This window comes from Variovorax sp. GW823-FHT02B07, assembly GCF_058797695.1.
The window spans coordinates 640490-659972 of record NZ_JBXAJX010000001.1; the positions used below are offsets into that span (position 1 = coordinate 640490).

At 68.6% G+C, this 19483-nt stretch carries 21 protein-coding genes; 4 read left to right on the top strand and 17 right to left on the bottom strand.

Annotated features, from left to right (window positions below; translation table 11 throughout):
• Positions 1-14 precede the first annotated feature (14 nt).
• Genes AC1RGU_RS03090 through AC1RGU_RS03100 form a run of 3 tightly spaced genes read left to right on the top strand, consistent with a single transcriptional unit; the run spans position 15 to position 2965 of the window.
• Entirely contained in the window at positions 15-1229 is a 1215-nt protein-coding gene (locus tag AC1RGU_RS03090) for a vWA domain-containing protein (protein ID WP_492694652.1), read from the top strand.
• Positions 1230-1263: 34 nt separating this feature from the next.
• Entirely contained in the window at positions 1264-1926 is a 663-nt protein-coding gene (locus AC1RGU_RS03095) for an SRPBCC family protein (RefSeq protein ID WP_492694654.1), read from the top strand.
• 16 nt (positions 1927-1942) lie between these two features.
• Positions 1943-2965 carry an XdhC family protein gene (locus tag AC1RGU_RS03100; RefSeq protein WP_062468715.1) on the top strand — a complete coding sequence of 341 codons (1023 nt, stop codon included), beginning with the start codon at positions 1943-1945 and terminating at the stop codon, positions 2963-2965.
• A gap of 20 nt (positions 2966-2985) precedes the next feature.
• Here AC1RGU_RS03100 and AC1RGU_RS03105 read toward each other — a convergent pair whose 3' ends face one another.
• The 6 genes from AC1RGU_RS03105 to AC1RGU_RS03130 all read right to left on the bottom strand — a co-directional run bounded on the left by AC1RGU_RS03105 (position 2986) and on the right by AC1RGU_RS03130 (position 8314).
• Positions 2986-3777 carry an ABC transporter ATP-binding protein gene (locus tag AC1RGU_RS03105; RefSeq protein ID WP_492694657.1) on the bottom strand — a complete coding sequence of 264 codons (792 nt, stop codon included), beginning with the start codon at positions 3775-3777 and terminating at the stop codon, positions 2986-2988.
• Complete coding sequence (locus AC1RGU_RS03110; RefSeq protein ID WP_492694659.1) at positions 3774-4841, bottom strand: dihydrodipicolinate synthase family protein; 1068 nt, start codon at positions 4839-4841, stop codon at positions 3774-3776. Before AC1RGU_RS03110 ends, AC1RGU_RS03105 begins: the two co-directional genes overlap by 4 nt.
• 12 nt (positions 4842-4853) lie before the next feature.
• Positions 4854-5690, bottom strand: a complete 837-nt coding sequence (locus AC1RGU_RS03115) for a GNAT family N-acetyltransferase (RefSeq protein WP_492694661.1) — start codon at positions 5688-5690, stop codon at positions 4854-4856.
• 4 nt (positions 5691-5694) lie between these two features.
• Positions 5695-6744 carry an NAD-dependent epimerase/dehydratase family protein gene (locus tag AC1RGU_RS03120; RefSeq protein ID WP_159277848.1) on the bottom strand — a complete coding sequence of 350 codons (1050 nt, stop codon included), beginning with the start codon at positions 6742-6744 and terminating at the stop codon, positions 5695-5697.
• Complete coding sequence (locus tag AC1RGU_RS03125; protein ID WP_492694664.1) at positions 6741-7553, bottom strand: ABC transporter permease; 813 nt, start codon at positions 7551-7553, stop codon at positions 6741-6743. Before AC1RGU_RS03125 ends, AC1RGU_RS03120 begins: the two co-directional genes overlap by 4 nt.
• A gap of 80 nt (positions 7554-7633) precedes the next feature.
• Complete coding sequence (locus tag AC1RGU_RS03130) at positions 7634-8314, bottom strand: TetR family transcriptional regulator (protein WP_487850194.1); 681 nt, start codon at positions 8312-8314, stop codon at positions 7634-7636.
• Between the two features lie 120 nt (positions 8315-8434).
• On the opposite strand from AC1RGU_RS03130, the gene AC1RGU_RS03135 reads away from it, so the two are divergent.
• The gene (locus tag AC1RGU_RS03135; protein ID WP_167394993.1) at positions 8435-9430 is read left to right on the top strand and encodes an ABC transporter substrate-binding protein; all 996 of its coding nucleotides are present in this window, start codon (positions 8435-8437) and stop codon (positions 9428-9430) included.
• Between the two features lie 15 nt (positions 9431-9445).
• On the opposite strand, the gene mnhG is transcribed toward AC1RGU_RS03135, so the two are convergent.
• The 11 genes from mnhG to AC1RGU_RS03190 all read right to left on the bottom strand — a co-directional run bounded on the left by mnhG (position 9446) and on the right by AC1RGU_RS03190 (position 19401).
• Positions 9446-9796, bottom strand: coding sequence for a monovalent cation/H(+) antiporter subunit G (mnhG, locus tag AC1RGU_RS03140; RefSeq protein ID WP_062468694.1), 351 nt, complete (start codon positions 9794-9796; stop codon positions 9446-9448).
• A complete protein-coding gene (locus AC1RGU_RS03145; RefSeq protein ID WP_062468691.1) occupies positions 9793-10071 on the bottom strand; it encodes a K+/H+ antiporter subunit F in 279 nt (92 codons plus the stop codon). The genes mnhG and AC1RGU_RS03145 overlap by 4 nt, the downstream gene beginning before the upstream one ends.
• On the bottom strand, positions 10068-10559 hold the full coding sequence (locus tag AC1RGU_RS03150; protein ID WP_062468688.1) for a Na+/H+ antiporter subunit E: 492 nt from the start codon (positions 10557-10559) through the stop codon (positions 10068-10070). The genes AC1RGU_RS03145 and AC1RGU_RS03150 overlap by 4 nt, the downstream gene beginning before the upstream one ends.
• Positions 10556-12262 carry a monovalent cation/H+ antiporter subunit D gene (locus tag AC1RGU_RS03155; protein ID WP_159274629.1) on the bottom strand — a complete coding sequence of 569 codons (1707 nt, stop codon included), beginning with the start codon at positions 12260-12262 and terminating at the stop codon, positions 10556-10558. Before AC1RGU_RS03155 ends, AC1RGU_RS03150 begins: the two co-directional genes overlap by 4 nt.
• A complete protein-coding gene (locus AC1RGU_RS03160; RefSeq protein ID WP_056582686.1) occupies positions 12259-12609 on the bottom strand; it encodes a Na+/H+ antiporter subunit C in 351 nt (116 codons plus the stop codon). Before AC1RGU_RS03160 ends, AC1RGU_RS03155 begins: the two co-directional genes overlap by 4 nt.
• Entirely contained in the window at positions 12609-15575 is a 2967-nt protein-coding gene (locus AC1RGU_RS03165; protein ID WP_492694667.1) for a monovalent cation/H+ antiporter subunit A, read from the bottom strand. Before AC1RGU_RS03165 ends, AC1RGU_RS03160 begins: the two co-directional genes overlap by 1 nt.
• Positions 15576-15652: 77 nt before the next feature.
• Positions 15653-16039, bottom strand: coding sequence for a fluoride efflux transporter CrcB (gene crcB, locus AC1RGU_RS03170; protein WP_062468679.1), 387 nt, complete (start codon positions 16037-16039; stop codon positions 15653-15655).
• A 25-nt stretch (positions 16040-16064) separates the two neighbouring features.
• The gene (locus tag AC1RGU_RS03175) at positions 16065-17378 is read right to left on the bottom strand and encodes a TRAP transporter large permease (protein WP_492694669.1); all 1314 of its coding nucleotides are present in this window, start codon (positions 17376-17378) and stop codon (positions 16065-16067) included.
• 22 nt (positions 17379-17400) lie between these two features.
• Complete coding sequence (locus tag AC1RGU_RS03180; RefSeq protein ID WP_492694671.1) at positions 17401-17934, bottom strand: TRAP transporter small permease; 534 nt, start codon at positions 17932-17934, stop codon at positions 17401-17403.
• A gap of 3 nt (positions 17935-17937) precedes the next feature.
• Positions 17938-18906, bottom strand: a complete 969-nt coding sequence (locus AC1RGU_RS03185) for a TRAP transporter substrate-binding protein (RefSeq protein WP_492694673.1) — start codon at positions 18904-18906, stop codon at positions 17938-17940.
• Positions 18907-19068: 162 nt separating this feature from the next.
• Entirely contained in the window at positions 19069-19401 is a 333-nt protein-coding gene (locus tag AC1RGU_RS03190; protein WP_062468671.1) for a ComEA family DNA-binding protein, read from the bottom strand.
• Positions 19402-19483: the final 82 nt, after the last annotated feature.

A 19483-nucleotide genomic window follows, 5' to 3' on the forward strand; every position in this document is an offset into this window, starting at 1 on the left:
GCCGAGGCACCTACATGGCCGGCATCCAGCAACTCGGCGACGTCCGCAGCGGCAAGCTGGCAGGCAACATCGCCGCCTTCGGCCGCGCACTGCGCCGCGCCGGCGTGCGCACCGACGCCATGCGCATCGCACTCGCGACCGAGGCGGTCACCCTGGTCGGTGTCGAAGACAAGCTCGACCTGGGCGCCGCCATGGAAGCCGTGATGGTCAGCCGCGAGCAGGACCGGCTGGTGTTCCGCGAACTCTTCGACGCGTGGTTTCGCGACCCCGAACTGGCCAACAAGCTGCTCGCCCAGATGCTGCCCAGCGCCGAAGGCAAGGCCGAGCCCTCCAAACGCCGCCCGCGCGTGCGCGAGGCGCTGAGCCCGCCGCGCGATGCCGTGAAGCCCGCGACACCGACGAAGCCCGACGAGGAGATCAAGTTCGACGCCGCCATGACGGCCAGCGATCGCCAGCGGCTGCAGCATGCCGACTTCAACGCGCTGGGCGCGGCCGAGTACCGGCTGGTCGAGCGGCTGGCGCGCGACATCACGCTGCCGGTGCCCCGGCTGCCCACGCGCCGCCTGCGCCCGGCCGGCGATGCGGGCAGCGCGCACGCCCGCATGCACTGGCCCGGTGTGCTGCACGAGGCGGCCCGCACGGGTGGCGAGATCCTGCGCCTGCCCCGGCTGTCGCGGCGCGAGCAGCCCTTGCCGCTCCTGGTGCTGGTCGACGTGTCGGGCTCGATGGAGCGCTACGCGCGCCTGCTGCTGGCCTTCCTGCATGCCGCCACGCGGCGCGCCGGCCGGCGCGACGTGTTCGCCTTCGGCACGCGGCTGACCGACCTCACGCCCGCCTTCCGGCTGGCCGACACCGACGCCATGCTGGGGGCCGCCAGCCTGGCCATCGACGACTTCGCGGGCGGCACGCGGCTGGGCGGCTCGCTGGCCGAGCTGCGCCAGTCGCATGCGCGCCGGCTCATCGGCCGTCGCACGCTGGTGCTGGTGATCAGCGACGGCCTCGACACGGGCGAGCCCGCGCAGCTCGAGACCGAACTGCAGTGGCTCAAGCGCCATTCGCGCCGGCTGCTGTGGCTCAACCCGCTGCTGCGCTTCGAGGGCTACGCCCCTCTGGCGCGTGGGGCCGCCGTGCTGCACCGCCATGCGGACGCGATGCTGGCGGTCCACAATCTGAATGCACTCGAACAGCTGGCCGCCAGCCTGGCTGCGCTGATGCGCGCCAGTCGCTAGGACCGGACTCAGGAAGGAACAAAGGAAACCCACCATGGAAATGCTCGGAAACCGCCGCCTCGGCGTCACCCAACAACAGGCCTGGGACGCGCTCAACGACCCCGAGACGCTCAAGAAGTGCATCCCCGGCTGCGACAAGTTCGAACTCACGGGCGACAACACCTACAGCGTGGCGCTGGCCGTGAAGATCGGCCCGGTGTCGGCCAAGTTCAGCGGCAAGGTGATGCTGTCGGACATCGTCGCGCCCGACGGCTACAAGCTCACCTTCGAGGGGCAGGGCGGCGTGGCGGGGTTCGCCAAGGGCTCGTCGAGCGTGTCGCTCAAGCCGGTGGCCGTGGCCGACAGCGCACCCATCGCAGAGGGCGCACCTGCTGCCGAAGCCGCCCCCGTGGCTGCGGCGCCCGCCGGCTGCGAACTCGACTACACCGTGCAGGCCCAGGTCGGCGGCAAGATCGCCCAGCTCGGCCAGCGCCTGATCGACGGCGCGGCCAAGTCCACCGCCGACGATTTCTTCAAACGCTTCGAGGCCGAGATGCAAAGCCGCTACGGCCCGCCGCCCGCACCGCCCGCGGAAGCGGCGGCCGAGGCGCCCGCCGAGAAGGCCGGCGTGATGTCGGGCCTCATGAAGAAGATGGGCTTCGGCAAGAAGGACGGCGAGGACGCCAAGGACGCATCCACCCCGGGCGACGCCGCCTGACGCACAAGGTCCTGCCATGGAAAACCTCGACGTCATGGTGCTGCGCACGCTGCGCGACTGGCGGCGTGCCGGCAAGCGCGCGCTGCTGACCACCGTGGTGCGCACCTGGGGCTCGTCGCCGCGGCCCGTGGGCTCGATCATGGCGCTGGCCGAGGACGGCGCCGTGGTCGGCTCGGTCTCGGGCGGCTGCATCGAGGACGACCTCATCGCGCGCTACAGCCACGCCCACGGCAAGGGCGAAGACGTGCCGCTGGGCGCGCCACCCGCGCTCGTCAAGTACGGCATCACGGCCGACGAGGCACACCGCTTCGGGCTGCCCTGCGGCGGCACGCTCGAGCTGCTGCTCGAATACGCGCCCGACGCCGACGCGCTCGACACGCTGGTCGCCGAACTCGAGCGCGGCAAGCTCATGCGCCGCACGGTGACGCTGGCCACCGGCGCGGTGCGGCTGGCCGAGGCGACCGCGCCCGACGAGCTCACGGTGAACGACACCGAACTCACCAACACCTTCGGTCCCGAGTACCGCATGCTGCTGATCGGCGCCGGCCAGCTCGCCGAATACCTCGCGACCATGGCCAAGTTCAGCGGCTTCGCCGTGACGCTGTGCGACCCGCGCGCCGAGTACCGCACCGCGTGGACGCTGTCCGGCGTGACGATCACCACCGAGATGCCCGACGACGCCGTGCTGGCCTTCAAGCCCGATCGCCGCAGCTGCGTGGTCGCGCTCACGCACGATCCCAAGCTGGACGACCTCGCGCTGCTCGAAGCGTTGCAGAGCGAGGCTTTCTACGTGGGCGCCATCGGCTCGCGCCGCAACGCCGACGCGCGGCGCGACCGCATGATCGAGCACTTCGATCAGACGGCCGAGTCGCTCGCGCGCCTGCGCGGGCCCATCGGCATCTTCATCGGCAGCAAGACGCCGCCCGAGATCGCGGTGAGCGTGATGGCGGAAATTTTGGCGGTGAAGAACGCGGTGACCTTGCCGCGCGAAGTGGAAGTGGCGCGCGCCAAGGAAATCCAGCAGCTGCAACCGAGCTGAACCGAACTGCTGCGCGGCGCTCAGTCCACGCCCAGCAGGTCGTAGATGCGGCGCACGTACTCGCCGAACTCCGGACTGGTTTTCACGTGCAGCTTGCGCGGCTCGGGCAGCTCGATGCGGAAGAAGTCGGCCATGCGCGCCGGCCCGGCCGTGAGCACGGCGCAATGCGAGCCCAGGAACACCGCCTCCTGGATGCTGTGCGTGACCACGATGAAGGTCTTGCGGCTGCGCTCCCAGATGCGCAGCATCTCCAGGTTCATCTTCTCGCGCGTGAGCGCATCGAGCGCGCCGAAAGGCTCGTCCATGAGCACCAGCTTCGGGTCGTGGATGAGCGCGCGTGCAATGGCGGCGCGCTGCTGCATGCCGCCCGAGAGTTCGTAGGGCAGCTTGTCGGCGAAGCCCGTGAGGCCGACCATGTCGAGCAGCTCGTGCGCGCGCGCCTTGGCGGCCTTGCGGTCCAGCCCGAGGATGTCGGCGGGCAGCAGCACGTTCTCGAGGATGGTGCGCCACTTCAGCAGCAGCGGCTGCTGGAACACCATGCCGACGTCGCGGCCTGGGTTGAAGCCCGTGCCGCCAGGGCCGCCGATCTCGAGCGTGCCGCCGTCGTGGCCGTGCAAGCCCGACAGAATCTTCAGCAGCGTCGACTTGCCGCAGCCCGAGGGACCGACCAGCGAGATCATGTCGCCCGCATGCACGTCCATCGTGACGTCGGACACCGCGAGGAATTCTTCGTTGCGCTTGCGGTAGACCTTGCGCAGCTGCCGCATGCGGATCAGCGGCGCATCTTGTACGGGCGCGAGCACGGCGCTCATGCCAGCCACCGTGCCAGGTTGTCGCGCACGAAGGCGTCGTCGGACAGGTCGCCGTGCTGGCGGTAGACGCGGTCGATCTCCGCCGACTGGCCCTGGCCCAAACCTTCTTCGGGATCGAGGCACCAGATGCCTTCGAGCAGACCCTGGCGCCGCAGCACCTCGTGGCAGCCCGCGATGCAGCCGTGGAAGTTGTTCGCCACGTCGAAGAAGGCGGCGTTGCAGTCGGTCACGCGCGAGTCGAGCGCGAGCAGGGCGGGGCTCAGCGCGCCGCCGCTGGCGGCCAGCTCGGCCTTGATCTGCTGCAGCTGGTGCACCGCGCTCGACGTCCACACCGACCAGTGGCCCAGCAGGCCGCCGCGAAAGCGCACCTGCACGGGCGCGCCGTCGCGCATCGCGGCAAAGGGCAGCGCCAGGTCGAGCACGATGTGGTCGTCGTTGCCGGTGTAGAGGAACACGCGCTCTTCGGCGCGCGCATCGACCAGCCCGCGCACCACGTCGATGCTGCGGTAGCGGTTGAAGGGCGCGACCTTGATCGCCAGCGCGTTGGGAATGAGCGCGAAACGGCGCCAGAAGTCGCTCGACAGGATCGGGCCGCCGACCACGGTCTGCAGGTAGAAGCCGATCAGCGGGATCTCTTGCGCCACCGCCTCGCAATGGGCGATGAGCGCGTCTTCCGACGAGCCGGCCAGCGCCGCGAGGCTCAGCAGTCCTGCGTGATAGCCCAGGGAGACGGCGGTGCGCGCCTCGGCCTGCGCCTGCGCGGTCGGGCCGCACAGGCCGGCGATCATCGCCATCGGGCGATCGTTCCAGGCCAGGCGGTCCTGCATCGCAGCCTCGAGCACGGTGGCGTAGAGGCCGCGCTCGCGGATCGCGAACTGCGTGGTGTGCACGCCCACCGCGAGGCCGCCGACGCCCGCATCGACGTAGTAGCGCGTGAGCGCGCGCTGGCGCTGGCGGTCGAACTGGCGGTCGGCGTCGAGCGCGAGCGGGTGCGCCGGGATGACGGTGCCTTGCGACAGCAGCGCAAGCACGTCGGCGGGAAGGTCGGAGCGGTTCAGTGGCATGGGCGAAGGTCCTCAGGCGAACTCGGGGCCGGCGATGGCGTGGATGAAGGCGGGGTGTCCGGTGGGCGGCTGCGTGCCCTCGCGCGTGGCCAGCGCCATGCGTGCGAAGCTGCGCTGCGGTGTGAAGCCGGCGGCGCGTAGCGCGGCGGTCATGGTCTTGCGGTCGTCGGGCACGTCGACGTAGATGCGGCCGTCGAGGCCGCGTGCCGTCTGTGTCAGCAGCGCGGCGGCGACGGCTTCGTCGGACGACAGCAGCGGCCCGATGTGGTGTGCGGTGCGGCCCGCGCGCACGAGACCGAAGCCCAGGCCGTTACGCACGCAGCGGCTGTCCTCGCGCCCGAGCAGGTCGGCGAGCACGGCGGGGCGCGCGAAGCCCAGCGCCTGCGCGTCGAGCGCCGCCAGGTTGTCGAGGGCGGGCTTGTCCGCGGCGAGCGATGCGGTGGCGGGCGTGGCCTCGCGCTGCCAGCGCGTGAGCCGCCACAGCGGCGTGAAGCCGAAGCTCGCATAGAGCGGCTCGCCCTGCGGCGTGGCGTCGAGCATGGCGACGAGGCCGGCGGCCTTCACCTGCTCAAGGCAGCGCGCGAACACCGCGCGGCCCAGGCCTTGTCCGCGCGCGGCAGGCATCACGAGGATCATGCTGATCCAGGCAACGCCTTCCATCGGCAGCACCGCGCCGCTGGCGATGAGCTGGCCCGCCTCGTCACGCACGCCATGCAGCGTGCCTAGCCGCTCGAACAGCCGCCAGTCGAGCGCGGTCTGGTTCCAGCCGCTCGCGGCGACCAGCGCGTCGAGCATCGGGGCGATGCCGGGCGTGATCGACGACAGGGCTTCGACGGCGGGCATGGTCATGGGCTCAGTACTTGCCGTCGCGCGATTCGAATTTGGTCGGCTTGCCGTACTGGCGCTGCTCGCGCGAGATCCAGTCAGCCACCCATCGGATCTGCTGCGCCAGCGGTACGCGCGGGTAGCCGAACAGGCGCTCGGCTTCGCCGGTGTTCATCAGCCACGCGGTCGGGGCCTCTTGCCCGCTGATCGTCACGGGCTTGTCGAACTGGCGCGCGAACTCTTCCGCGAGCCAGCGGATCGACGTCGTCTCGGGCCCGCTCACGTTCAGCGGCGAGGTCGGCACGGTGGCCGCCGCGAGGCAGCGCAGCGCCTGTGCGTTCGCGTCGCCCTGCCAGATCACGTTGACGTGGCCCATGGTCACGTCGACCGGCTCGCCGCGCCACACCTTGAGCGCCACGTCGGCCAGCACGCCGTAGCGCAGGTCGATGGCGTAGCTCAGGCGGAACAGGCGCCCCGGCGTGCCGTGGCGCTGCGAGAAGTACTCGAACATGCGCTCGCGGCCCACGCACGAGTTGGCGTATTCGCCGGGCGGGTTGGGTGCGTCGCTCTCGCTCGCGCCCTGGCTGGTCACGGGCACGAAGGGGTACACGCAGGCGGTCGAGAAGGCGACGATGCGCGAGGCGTGGAAGTGCTCGGCCACCAGCGCCGGCACGTGCGCGTTCATGGCCCAGGTCAGCGGGTTGTCGGCGTCGGCGCCGAACTTGCGCCCGGCCATGAAGACCACGTTGGCGCACGGCGGCAGCGCGGCGATGGCGGCGCGGTCGAGCAGGTCGCAGGCGATGGTCTCGATGCCGTGCGCCTCGAGCGCTTCGCGCACGCCGGCTTCGCTGAAGCGGGCGACGGCGATCACGCGGCGACCGGGCATGGCGTTCTTGGCGAGGCGGGCCAGCGTCGGGCCCATCTTGCCGCCCACGCCGAGGATCATCAGGTCGCCGTCGAGGCGGGCCATGTCGCGCACGAGGTCGCGCGAAGGCGTGGCCAGGTAGTCTTCAAGCGCGGCTTCGCTCTCGAAGCGCTCGGGAAAGGGCAGGTCGTCGAGGACAGGCGTGGAGGTCATTGGATTCTTGCGTCCTGGGTGATGAAGAGGCGCTCCAGCAGAAGCACCAGCAGATAGAGCAGCACGCCCAGGCCCGTGATGAGCAGCACGGCCATGAAGACCGCGGGCGTGTCCAGCGAGGCCTGGACCTGGATCATCAGATAGCCCAGGCCGCGTTCCGAGGCGATGAACTCGCCGACCACCGCGCCCGCCACGGCGAGGATGGTGGCGACCTTCATGCCCGAGAACACGTACGGCAGCGAGCCCGGCAGCTGGATGTAGCGAAACAGCTGCCAGCGCGAGCCCTTGAGCGCGCGCACCAGGTCGAGCAGCTCGGGCTCGGTCTCGTTCAGGCCGCGGATGGTGGTCAGCAGGATCGGGAAGAAGCACAGGCTGAACGTGATGAGGATGTTCGGCCCGATGCCGTAGCTGAACCACACGATCACCAGCGGCCCCATCGCCACCTTGGGAATCATGTTGAGCGTGACCAGCAGCGGGAACACCAGCAGCATCAGCCGCTTGCTGGTGATGAAGAGCAGCGCGCAAAGAATGCCGAGCACCAGCCCCAGCGCGTAGCCGCCGAACACTTCGAGCGCGGTGACGCCGGTGTTCTTGAGCCAGCTGTAGTTCGGGTTGGCCAGCGTGGCCAGCACTTTCGAGGGCGCCGGCAGGATGAAGGGCTGGATCGCGAAGACCCGCACCGCGAGCTCCCACAGCGCGATGCCCGCCAGATGCACCGCGACCACGAGGGCCCAGCGCTGCCATTCGGGGCGCTCGCCCGACAAGGGCGCAAGAGCGGGGGGCGCCAGAGCGCCATCAGGTGCCGTCATCTCAATTCCTGGGTCTAGGAAGCAATGCGGCGAATCATAGGAGTCGCCACGACCCGAGTCAACCAACTAGTTGATAATTTTCATGCGGCGGCCTTGTCGGGGCGCAGGGCGTTGAGCGCGAACTCGATCACGTGCCGGCGCCGCTGCAGCAGCGCGCCGCGCGCATCCAGCGGCTTGCCGAAGATGGCCGACAGCGTGTGGTTGTTGGAGAAGAAGAAATACGAGATGCCGGCGATCGAGATGTAGAGGTTGATCGCGTCGAAGTCGGGCCGGAACACGCCGGCTGCCACGCCGCGCTCGAGCGTGGCCTCCAGCATCTCGATGAAGGGCGAGTGCATCTTCTGCAGCCGCTCCGACTCGCGCAGGTGCGCGCCGTGGTTGCGGTTCTCGTCGGCCAGCAGCGCGATGAACTCGGGGTGCTCGGCCAGGTAGTCGAACGAGAAGGCCACCAGCTGCTTCATGGCTTCGAGCGGCTCGAGCGCGTCGAGCGTGAGCTTCTGTTCCTTCTCGCGGATCTCGGCATAGACCGATTCGAGTGCGACCAGGTACAGCCCCTGCTTGCTGTCGAAGTAGTGGTACACGAGCTGCTTGTTGACCCCGGCGTTGGCGGCGATCTCGTCGACGCGCGCGCCTGCGAAGCCCTTGGTGGCGAACTCGGCCACCGCGGCAGATATGAGTGCCTGCTTGGCGGCGACGGGGTCGCGCTCGCGTTTCGTGGAAACGGTGCTGCGGGCGGTGCGGGTAGGGCTGGTGGCGGTCATGGTGTTTTTGATTCTCCCGGCAGTGGCAACGCAGTCTGGATGATCTGGATTGCCTGTCAACCAAACAGTTGGTAATATGAATTTCAGGATCTGTTTTTACCTTCTTTTGGAGTGTTCCGCATGAAAAAGCTGTTGTCGGCCGCCGGCGCCACCGCCTTGCTCATGGCCTCGGCCCCTGCCGCGTTCGCGGCCGATGCCATGAGCCTGATGCTCAACTGGACACCCACGGCCGATCATGCGCCGATCTATTTCGCGAAGGCCAAGGGCTGGTACACCGAGGCGGGCATCGACCTGAACATCGAGGCCGGCAAGGGTTCGGCCGTGTCGGCGCAGCGCGTGGGCACCGGCGGCAGCGACCTCGGGATTTCCGACCTGCCCACCACGATCCAGGCCAAGGGCAAGGGCGCCGACGTGAAGGCCGTGATGGTCATCTACGCCAACAGCCCGCAGGGCTTCTACTGGCTCAAGTCGTCGGGCATCAATGGCCCGAAGGACTTCGCGGGCCGAAAGATCGGCAACCCGCCCGGCGACGCCGCGCGCCTCATGTGGCCGGCCTTCGCCAAGAAGGTGGGGCTCGACCCGGCCAGCGTGACCTTCGTCAACGTGAGCCCGCAGGCCAAGGTGGCGGCGCTGAAGAGCAAGTCGGTCGACATCATCAGCGACTTCTACAACGAGCACGACCTGAAGGCGCGCGAGTTCGGCGCTGACCTGGGCTTCCAGCCGTGGCGCGACGCGGGCGTGAACGTGTACGGCAACTCGCTGATCGTGAACGGCCCGTACCTCGCGAAGAACCCCGGCCAGGTGAAGAAGTTCGTGGCCGTGACGCAGCGTGCCTACGACGCCTGCGTGAAGAGCTTCGAGCCCTGCCTGCAGGCGCTGCAGGCCAGCGTGAGCGGCCTCACGCCCGACAACCAGCGCGACCAGTGGAATCGCATCAAGCAGCTGATGCGCGACGACACCACCACCAAGGTGGCGCTCGGCGCCTTCGACGGTGCGCGCGTGAAGGCCGACTACGAGCTCGTGTCTTCGCTGATCGGCATCGACAAGGCCTACGACCCGGCGACGCTGTTCACCAACGAGTTCCTCGACAAGGGCGTGCGGATGGCGCCCAACTGATGGGAAGAAGCCGCTTCAGCGCGACTCGGAGGAGGGCGGCACCTTCGTGTTGCCCTTCTGCCGTTCGCGGAAGAGGGCGGCGCGCATCAGGAAGATGGTGGTGATCGGCGCCGTCAGCACGATGAACAGCACGATCAGCACCGCGTGCAGGAACAGGCTGAAGCCCTGCACCGAGAAGTAGGCGATGGTGGCCACCGTCAGGCACCAGGCGCCCACCGTGGCGCCCAGCGTGGGCGCATGGATGCGGCGGAAGAAGGTGGGCATGCGCACCAGGCCGAAGGAGCCGATGGCCGCGAAGGCCGCGCCCAGCACCGCGAACACGGCGGTGATTATCTCGGCCCAAAGAGGAAGTGCCGTGGCGCTCATTCGATCACCTCCCCGCGCAGCAAGAACTTGGCGATCGAGGTCGACCCCACGAAGCCGAACAGCGCCACCAGCATCGCCGCCTCGAAGTACACGCTGCTCGCGTAGTTGATGCCCAGCACCAGCATCATCAGCATGCCGTTGATGTAGAGGCAGTCGAGCGCCATCACGCGGTCCTGTGCGGACGGGCCGGCCAGCAGGCGAAAGAGCGCGCACAGCATCGCCACGGCCAGCAGGAAGAGCGCGGCCTTCAGGGCCCAGAAGAGAACAGGCGTCATGATTCGAAAATCTCCATCAGCGGACGTTCGTAGCGGGTCTTGATCAGGGCGATGAAGGCCGCCTCGTCCTCGAGGTCGAACACGTGGATCAGCAGCGTGGTGCGGTCGAACGACACCTCGCCCCAGGCCGTGCCGGGCGTGAGGCACATGATCATCGCGAGCACGGCGAGGCCGTTGGGGTCGCGCATGTCCAGCGGAATCTGCACGAAGCGCGCCGAGATGTCGGCGGTGCGGCGCGTGAGCAGCAGCCGCGCCACGTCGTACGCCGACTTCAGCATGTCGAAGGTGACGAGGAACGACAGCCGCAGCGCCACGCCGGGCCGGCGCATGCGCACGGTGGCGGGGCGCAGGCCCTTGGTGATCAGCGGCACGGCAATGGCGAGCAGCGCGGCCGACAGCAGCGTGGCCGCTTCGAGCGACTGGTTGAGCAGCAGCCAGATGACGAACAGCGCGAACGACAGCGGTGGGGAAGGCATCAAGCGCTTCATGGCTTGGCCTCCTCTTTCTTTGCGGGCACCGGGTTGGGCTTCTGCTTCGCGCCGAGCACGGCCTCGCGGTACGCGGTGGGCGTGCGCAGGCCGCCGGCGGTGGCTTGCGCGTGCTGCATCACGGGCTCGGCCCAGACGGTGAGCGCCACGCAGGCCGCGAGCAGGGCGGCCACCGGCAGCACCTCCAGCGCGGGCAGCGAGGGCATGGTGGCGTGGGGCTGCGTCCAGAAATGGCGGATGCCGGTGCGGCTCAGGGCGATCAGCGAGAGAAAGCCCGAGACGATCAGCAGGCCCAGGAAGGTCCAGCCGGCCGAGGCCACGGTCCTGCCGTCGAGCAGGCCCGAGAGCATCGCGAACTTGCCGACAAAGCCCGACAGCGGCGGCAGGCCCGCCAGCAGCAGCGTGCACAGCATGAAGCTCAGGCCCAGGAAGGCCACGCCCGCCGGGATGGCGCGGCCGTAGAGCGCCTGGGCGTCGTCGTCGAGGTTCACGTCGTCGAGCGCGCGCAGGTCTTCGGCCAGGAAGGGCGCGTTGCCCGCCGCCTCGTGCGGCGCGACGCTCATGCCCGCGTTGCGCCAGCGCTCGATCATGTCGATCAGCAGGAAGAAGGCCGCCACTGCGAGCGTCGAGCTCAGCATGTAGTACAGCGCGCCCGCCCACACGGCCGGATCGCCCAGCCCGACGGCGGCCAGCAACGTGCCCGCCGACACCAGCACGCTGAAGCCCGCGAGGTTCGACAGCCGCTGCGTGCCGACGATGCCGATGGCGCCGACGAACAGCGTCGCCAGCCCCACGCCCACCAGCGCGGCCTGCCCGAAGGCGGCCGAGGCGCCGGTGTCGGGCGCGAACAGCACGGTCCACAGGCGCAGCACGGTGTACACGCCGAGCTTGGTCAGGAGCGCAAACACCGCGCCCACCGGCGACACGGCCGCGCTGTAGGCCGGCACCAGCCAGAAGTTGAGCGGCCACGCGCCCGCTTTGGCGAAGAACGCGGTGGCCAGGATGGCTGCAGCCGCGTGCACCAGGCCGCGGTCGCCCGGTGCGAGTTCGGCGATGCGCGCGCCCAGGTCGGCCATGTTGAGCGTGCCGGTCACGCCGTACAGGATGGCCGCGCCGATCAGGAACAGCGACGAGGCCGCGAGGTTGATCGCGATGTAGTGCAGCCCGGCGCGCACGCGCAGCCGGCCCGAGCCGTGCAGCAGCAGGCCGTACGAGGCCGCCAGCATCACCTCGAAGAACACGAACAGGTTGAACAGGTCGCCCGTGAGGAAGGCGCCGTTCAGGCCCATGAGCTGCAGCTGCAGCAGTGGATGAAAGTGCACGCCCGCGCGGTCCCAGCGCGAGGTGGAATAGATCGAGGCCGCGAAGGCCACCACGCCCGTGAGCGCGACCATCATGGTCGAGAGCCGGTCGGCCACCAGCGTGATGCCGAAGGGCGCGCGCCAGTTGCCCGGCAGGTACACGCCGATGGAGCCCGGGCCGCCGCCGGTGTCGGCCGCGTTCACCCAGCGCAGCAGCGCGAGCGCGGCCAGCAGGCCGACCAGGCCCGAGACCACGCTGAGGAAGGACTTGGTGCGCCTGTGGTTCTCGTTCATCAGCAGCATCAGCGCCGCCGTGAGCATGGGCACGAGGATGGGCACTGCCACCAGGTGCGGCATGCTGAACTCGAGGAAGCGGTCGAGCAGGTGCAAGAGGTCGTTCATTCGACGGCCTCCCGCTCTTCACCGTCCACGTGGTCGGTGCCCGACAGGCCGCGCGAGGCGAGCATCACGACGAGGAACAGGGCGGTCATCGCGAAGCCGATCACGATGGCCGTGAGCACCAGCGCCTGCGGCATCGGGTCGGCCGTGTTGGCCAGCGTGGCCTTGAAGCCTTCGACCAGCACCGGCTCGCTGTCGACCTTGAGCCGGCCCATGCTGAAGATGAACAGGTTGACCGCGTACGAGATGAGCGTCAGGCCCATGATGACCTGGAAGGTGCGCGGGCGCAGCAGCAGGTACACGCCCGAGCCGGTGAGCACGCCGATGGCGATGGCCAGCACGATTTCCATCAGCGGGCTCCTCCGGTGGCGGTGGCAGCCTCTTCGGCTTCGGCGGCCGCGCGGGCCTGCGCTTCTTTCTCTTCTTGTTCGTCGGCCCAGCGGTGGCTTCGGATGGACTGGTGGGCCAGCGCGGTCAGGATCAGCATGGTGGCGCCGAGCACCAGCGCGAACACGCCGATGTCGAAGAAGAGGGCACTGGGCACGTGCATGTCGCCCAGCAGCGGCACGTGCACGTGCGCGGTGTGCGTGGTGAGGAACGGGTAGCCGAACACGATCGCGCCGCCGCCGGTGGCCAGCGCGAACAGCAGGCCGATGGCGATCCAGCGGCGCGGGTAGATGCGCAGGTGCTCTTCCACCCACTCGGTGCCCGAGACGATGAACTGCAGCACCAGCGCGACCGACATCACCAGCCCCGCGACGAAGCCGCCGCCCGGTGCGTTGTGGCCGCGCATGAAGAAGTACACCGACACCAGCACGGCCACCGGCAGCACCAGGCGCACCAGCACGGCCGGCACCATCAGGTAGCCGATGGCGGAGTCGGTGGCGCGGCGCGGGTTCAGCAGGTCGCTGCTGCCGTCGTCGACCTGCAGGCGTTGCTGGATCGGCAGCGCCATCGATTCGATGGCCGGGCGGAAGCGCCGCAGCAGCGCATACACGGTGAGCGCCACGATGCCCAGCACGGTGATCTCGCCGAAGGTGTCGAAGCCGCGGAAGTCGACCAGCATCACGTTGACCACGTTGGTGCCGCCGCCTTCGGTGAGCGCGCGTTCGAGGAAGAAGGGCGAGATGCTCTGCGGGAAGGTGCGCGTCATCATCGCCCAGGCCAGCGCCGCCATGCCGCAGCCGGCGATGGTAGCCACCAGCAGGTCGCGCCCGCGGCGGCCCCAGGGGCGCAGCCGCATGCGCGCGGGCTGCACCACGTCCTTGCTGCGCATCGGCAGCCAGCGCAGGCCCAGCAGGATGAGCACGGTGGTCACGGCCTCGACCACCAGCTGCGTGAGCGCCAGGTCGGGGGCCGAGAACCAGATGTAGGTGACGCACGAGACCAGCCCGGCGCCCGCGGCCAGCATCAGCGCTGCGAGCCGGTGGAACTTGGCCTGCCAGGCGGCGGCCACGGCGCAGGTGCAGCCGATGAGCCAGGTCATCGCGAACATCGGCGAGAACGGCAGCAGCTCGCGCGTGCCGCGCTCGGCCGGCGTGGTCCACAACGAGGCCGCGGCGCCGGCCACGGCCACCACCACCAGCCACAGCAGCTGCCATTGCAGGCGGCGCGTGCCGAAGAGGCGGCGGCTGCGCCGGCCGGCTTCGCTCAGCAGCGCGATCAGGTGTTCGAAGATGAGCTGCCCGTCGAAGCGGTGCAGCAGCGGCGTGTGCTCCAGGCGCCCGCTGCCCAGCGGACGGCGCAGCAGCAGGTAGAGCACGGCGCCACCTGCCAGCGCGACAAAGCTCATCATCAGCGGCAGGTTGAAGCCGTGCCACACGGCCAGGCTGTACACGGGCAGCGTGCCGCCGACCACCGGCGTGGCCGCGGCCGCGAGCATCGGGCCGACCGACCAGGCCGGCGCCACGCCCACCACCAGGCACACCAGCACCAGCAGCTCGACCGGCACGCGCATCCAGTGCGGCGGCTCGTGCGGGGGCTTGGGCACGTCGGGGCCGCAGGGCGGGCCGAAGAACACGTCGAACACGAAGCGCGCCGAGTACGCCACGCTGAAGATGCCCGCGAGCGTGGCGATGATTGGCAGGCTGAGGTCGATCCAGGGCGTGGCCTGGATGAAGACGGTCTCGGCGAAGAACATTTCCTTCGAGAGAAAGCCGTTGAGCAGCGGCACGCCGGCCATCGAGGCGCTGGCGATGATGGCCAGCGTGCCCGTGATGGGCATGAGGCGCATCAGGCCGCTGAGTTTGCGGATGTCGCGCGTGCCGGTCTCGTGGTCGATGATGCCGGCCGCCATGAACAGCGAGGCCTTGAAGGTCGCGTGGTTCATGACATGGAACACTGCCGCGACCGCCGCCAGCGGGCTGTTCAGGCCCAGCAGCAGCGTGATGAGGCCCAGGTGCGAGATGGTCGAGTAGGCCAGCAGCGCCTTCAGGTCGCGCTGGAACATGGCCGCGAAACCGCCCAGCAGCAGCGTGATCGCGCCCGCGCCGCCCACCATCCAGAACCACTGCTCGGTGCCCGAGAGCACGGGCCACAGCCGCGCCATCAGGAACACGCCCAGCTTCACCATGGTGGCCGAGTGCAGATAGGCCGACACCGGCGTGGGCGCGGCCATGGCGCGCGGCAGCCAGAAGTGGAACGGGAACTGCGCGCTCTTGGTGAACGCGCCGAGCAGGATCAGCACCAGCGCCACCGGGTACAGCGCGTGCGCGCGGATGATGTCGCCCGAGGCCAGCACGATGTCGAGCTCGTAGCTGCCGACGATGCGGCCCAGCACCAGCACGCCGGCCAAGAGGCACAGCCCGCCCGCGCCGGTGACGGTGAGCGCCATGCGCGCACCGCGCCGCGCGTCGCGCCGGTGGTGCCAATAGCCGATGAGCAGGAAGGAGAACAGGCTGGTGAGCTCCCAGAACAGCACCATCTGGATCAGGTTGCCCGAGAGCACCACGCCCATCATCGCGCCCATGAACGCGAGGAAGAACGAGAAGAAGCGCGGCACCGGGTCGGAGGCCGACATGTAGTAGCGCGCATAGAGCACCACCAGCGCGCCGATGCCCAGCACCAGCATGCAGAACAGCCACGCGAAGCCGTCGAGGCGGAACACGAGATTCAGGCCGAGGGCCGGCAGCCACTCGATCTCCTGGCGCAGCACGTTGCCGTGCGCGATCTGCGGAAAGAGCCATGCGACCTGGATCGCGCAGCCCAATGCGACGAGCCCTGCAAGGGTCGACTCCCGGTTGCGCGCGTTGGACGGCATCAACGCGGCCAGCACGCTGGCAAGAAAGGGGAGTGCGACGAGAAGGGCGAGGGGCATCGGGGGTCGATTCTATCGACCGACCCTCTGGAGAGCCCCTGTCTATAACCGCAGGAGCACGGGCAGTTTTTTCGCTGTCACGAAGCCAGCACGAGTTGCACGCTGCGAATGCCCAGCCAGGTCAGCACCAGCGAGCCGCACAGGTGCAGCAGGCCGGTGCCCAGCGCCAGCAGCGGCCGTCCGCCGAGCAGCAGTGCGACCACTTCGGCCGAGAAGCTCGAGAAGGTCGTGAGCCCGCCGAGGAAGCCGGTGATGAGCAGCAGCCGCCACACCGGGTCGAGCTGCGGCAGCGCCTGGAAGACGGCCACCGCCACGCCGACGAGGTAGCCGCCGACGAGGTTGGCGGCCAGCGTGCCGTAGGGCACGGGGCCGCCGGTGTTGAGCCACAGGCCCAGGCCCCAGCGGGCGAGGGCGCCGCACGAGGCGCCCACGCAGATCGCTAGAACCGGCAATAGAGGAGGCATCCGTTCCCTTGTCGTCGTCGCACTGTCATTTCTCCTTGCCCATCACCAGGTCGGGCAGGATCGTGACGATACCCGGGAACAGCGTGATCAGCGCGATGCACAGCACGAGGCAGAAGAAGAACGGAATGGCCGCCCTGGCGATCACGTTGCTGTCTTTTCCGGTCATGTTCTGCAGCACGAACAGGTTGAAGCCCACGGGCGGCGTGACCTCGGCGATCTCGACCAGCAGCACCACGAAGATGCCGAACCAGACCAGGTCGAAGCCCGCCTTCTGGATCATCGGCAGCACCACGGCGCTGGTCAGCACGATCATCGAGATGCCGTCCAGCGCCGTGCCCAGCACCAGGTACACCACCACCAGCGCACCGATGAGCGCATAGGGCGACAGGTGCATGCTGTCGACCCACTCGGCCAGCTCGCGCGGGATGCCGGTGAAGGCCATGGTCTTGGTCAGGAACGCGGCCCCGGCCAGGATGAACATGATCATGCAGCTGGTGCGCGTGGCGCCCATGATCCCGTCCTTGAAGTTCTGCCAGGTGAGGCTGCGCCCGTAGGCCGCGATGGCCAGCGAGCCCAGCACCCCGAAGGCCGCGCACTCGGTGGCCGTGGCCCAGCCGGCCACCAGCACCCAGACGATGAACACGATCAGCAGCGCACAGGGAATGAGGTTGCCCGACAGCCGGATCTTCTCCATGAAGGTGGTCGGCGGATCGGCCGGCGGCACCTGGTCAGGGTGGCGCAGGCTCCACCAGCCGATGTAGCCCGAGAACAGCAGCATCAGCAAAAAGCCCGGTAGGAAGCCCGCCAGGAAGATGCGGATGATTGACGCGTCGGCAGCCACCGCGTAGACCACCATGGTGATCGAGGGCGGGATCAGGATGCCCAGCGTGCCGGCCGTGGCCAGCGAGCCGATGGCCAGCTTCTCGTTGTAGCCGCGGCGCTTGAGCTCGGGCAGTGCCACCTTGGCGATGGTGGCGCAGGTGGCGGCCGACGAGCCCGAGACCGAGCCGAACACGCCGCAGCCGAGGATGGTGGTGTGCATGAGCCGGCCGGGCACGCGGTTGAGCCACGGCCGCAGGCCTTCGAACATCTCCTCGCTGAGCTTGGTGCGGAACAGGATCTCGCCCATCCAGATGAACAGCGGCAGCGCCGCCAGCTCCCAGCTCGCGTTGCTTTCCCAGAAGGCCGAGAACAGGTTCTTGCCGGGCAGGGTGTTGGTGAAGAAGGCCTGGCCGACCCAGCCGACGATGGCCAGGGTCATGGCGATCCAGACGCCGCCGGCGAGCAGCAACAGCATGATGCCGAGCAGCAGCGCGCCCATCAGAAGGGTTTCGAGCATCGGGTGTCTTTGTTGTTGTCGTTCAGACGTCGGAGGAGAAGTCGCCCGCAGCATGGCGCTCTTCGACGGCGCGCTGATAGCTGGGTTTTTCGCCGCGCACCACGCCGACGAGTTCGTCGACCATGGCGATCAAGAGCAGCCAGCAGCCGATCGCGAAGCTCGATTGCGGAATCCAGATCGGGATCACGAGCAGGCCCGTGGCCATTTCCTTGAACTCGTAGCTCTCGTACGTGAAGCTGGTGGCCCAGTAGGTCAGGTAGGCCACCGACACGGCGGCGATCAGCAGGCAGGCCACGTCGAGCACGCGGCGCACCTTGGGCGGCACGGCATCGAGCAGCAGCGTGACGCGCACGAAGTCGCCGTGGCGAAAGGCATGCGCCATCGCGAAGAAGGCCGCCGCCGCGCACAGCCAGGCCACCGCGTCGTTGAGCCCGCTCACGTGCCAGTTCATCTGCCGGCCCACGCCCGCCACGATCATCAGCACGAAGATCAGGAACACGCAGAAAGCGCCCAGCGCGCCTGCACCGTCGTACAGGCGGTCGAGGAAGCGGCGCACGGCTTACTTCTTCTTGTAGGTGTCGACGATGGATGCGCCGTCCGCACCGGCGGCCTTGAGCCAGTCGGCCTGCATGATGCCGCCGACCTGGCGCATGTCGGTGTCCAGCTTGGGCGAGGGCTTGTGGATCTTCATGCCGCGCTCGGCCAGCAGGCGCTTGTACTCGTCGTTCTTCTCCTGCGCGACCTTCCAGCCGCGCGCCTCGGCGTCGGCCGCGGCCTTGGTGACGGCGGCCTTGCCGGCGGCGTCGAGTGCATCGAAGGCCTTGGCGTTCACGAGGATCGCGTTCTTCGGAATCCAGGCCTGCGTGTCGTAGAAGTTCTTGATGTGCTCGAAGGTCTTGGTGTCGTAGCCGGTGGAGCCCGAGCTCATGTAGCTCTCGATCACGCCGGTGGCCATCGCTGCGCTCAGTTCGGCCTGCTGGATCTGCACGGGCTGCGCGCCGATGAGTTCAGCGATCTTGGCGGTGGCCGGGCTGTAGGCGCGCCACTTGATGCCGCGCAGGTCGGCCACCGAGCCGATCTCCTTCTTGGTGTAGATGCCCTGCGGCGCCCACGGCACCACGAACAGCACCTTGATGCCCTGGGCGGCGAGCAGCTTGTCCATCGCGGGCTTGGAGGCGTCGTAGAGCTTGCGGGCCTCGGGATACGTGGTGGCCAGGAAGGGCACGCCGTCCAGTGCGTAGATCGGGTTCTCGTTGGCGTAGTTGGCCAGCAGGATCTCGCCGGCCTGGGCCTGGCCGCTTTGCACGGCGCGCTTGATCTCGGGTGCCTTGAACAGCGACGCGTTGGCATGCACCGTGATCTTCAGCTTGCCGCCGGTGGCCGCGTCCACGTCTTTGGCGAACTGCGTGATGTTCTCGGTGTGGTAGTTGGTCGCGGGGTAGGCGGTGGGCAGGTCCCACTTGGTTTGCGCGAAGGCGGCGGCGCCAAGGGTGAGGCCCGCCAGGGCAATGCCGAACTTGTGATTCATGGACGCGCTCCGGAATGTAGTCAAAGCTGAATGAAAGAAAAGCATACGTGCAAATTCCGGGCCATTCGCTGAGGCATTTCCCTGCCATGTGGTGTCGATGCGGCACCAGGTGCGGGCGTAAAAAAACCGCCTCGGGGGCGGTTTCTTCGTGTCAGGGCAGTGTCACTGCTTGGCGGGTTTCGCCTCGGCCACCTTGGCGGCCTTGCTTGCCTTGGCCGGGGCCGCCGCGCCGTTGAAGCTCTGGCCGTTGACCGTCAGGCCCTCGGCCGACAGCTTGGCCGCGCTCTTCTCCTTCACGCCCTTCACGCGCTGCATGAGGTCGGGCCAGTCCTTGAACTCGCCTTCCTTGCGCGCGTCGAGGATGCGCTTGGACAGCGACGGGCCGACGCCCTTGAGGCCATCGAGGTCGGCGGCGCTGCCCTTGTTGGCGTCGACGGCGGCGAACGAGACGGCCGCGAAGCACATGGCGAGCGTGGCGATGACTTTCTTGAACATGGTGAAAACTCCCTCTTCAATCGTTGGTATGGCTATGCCGACAGGAATATCGGCTTCGGCTCAACGAGAGGGCGCGCGCGGC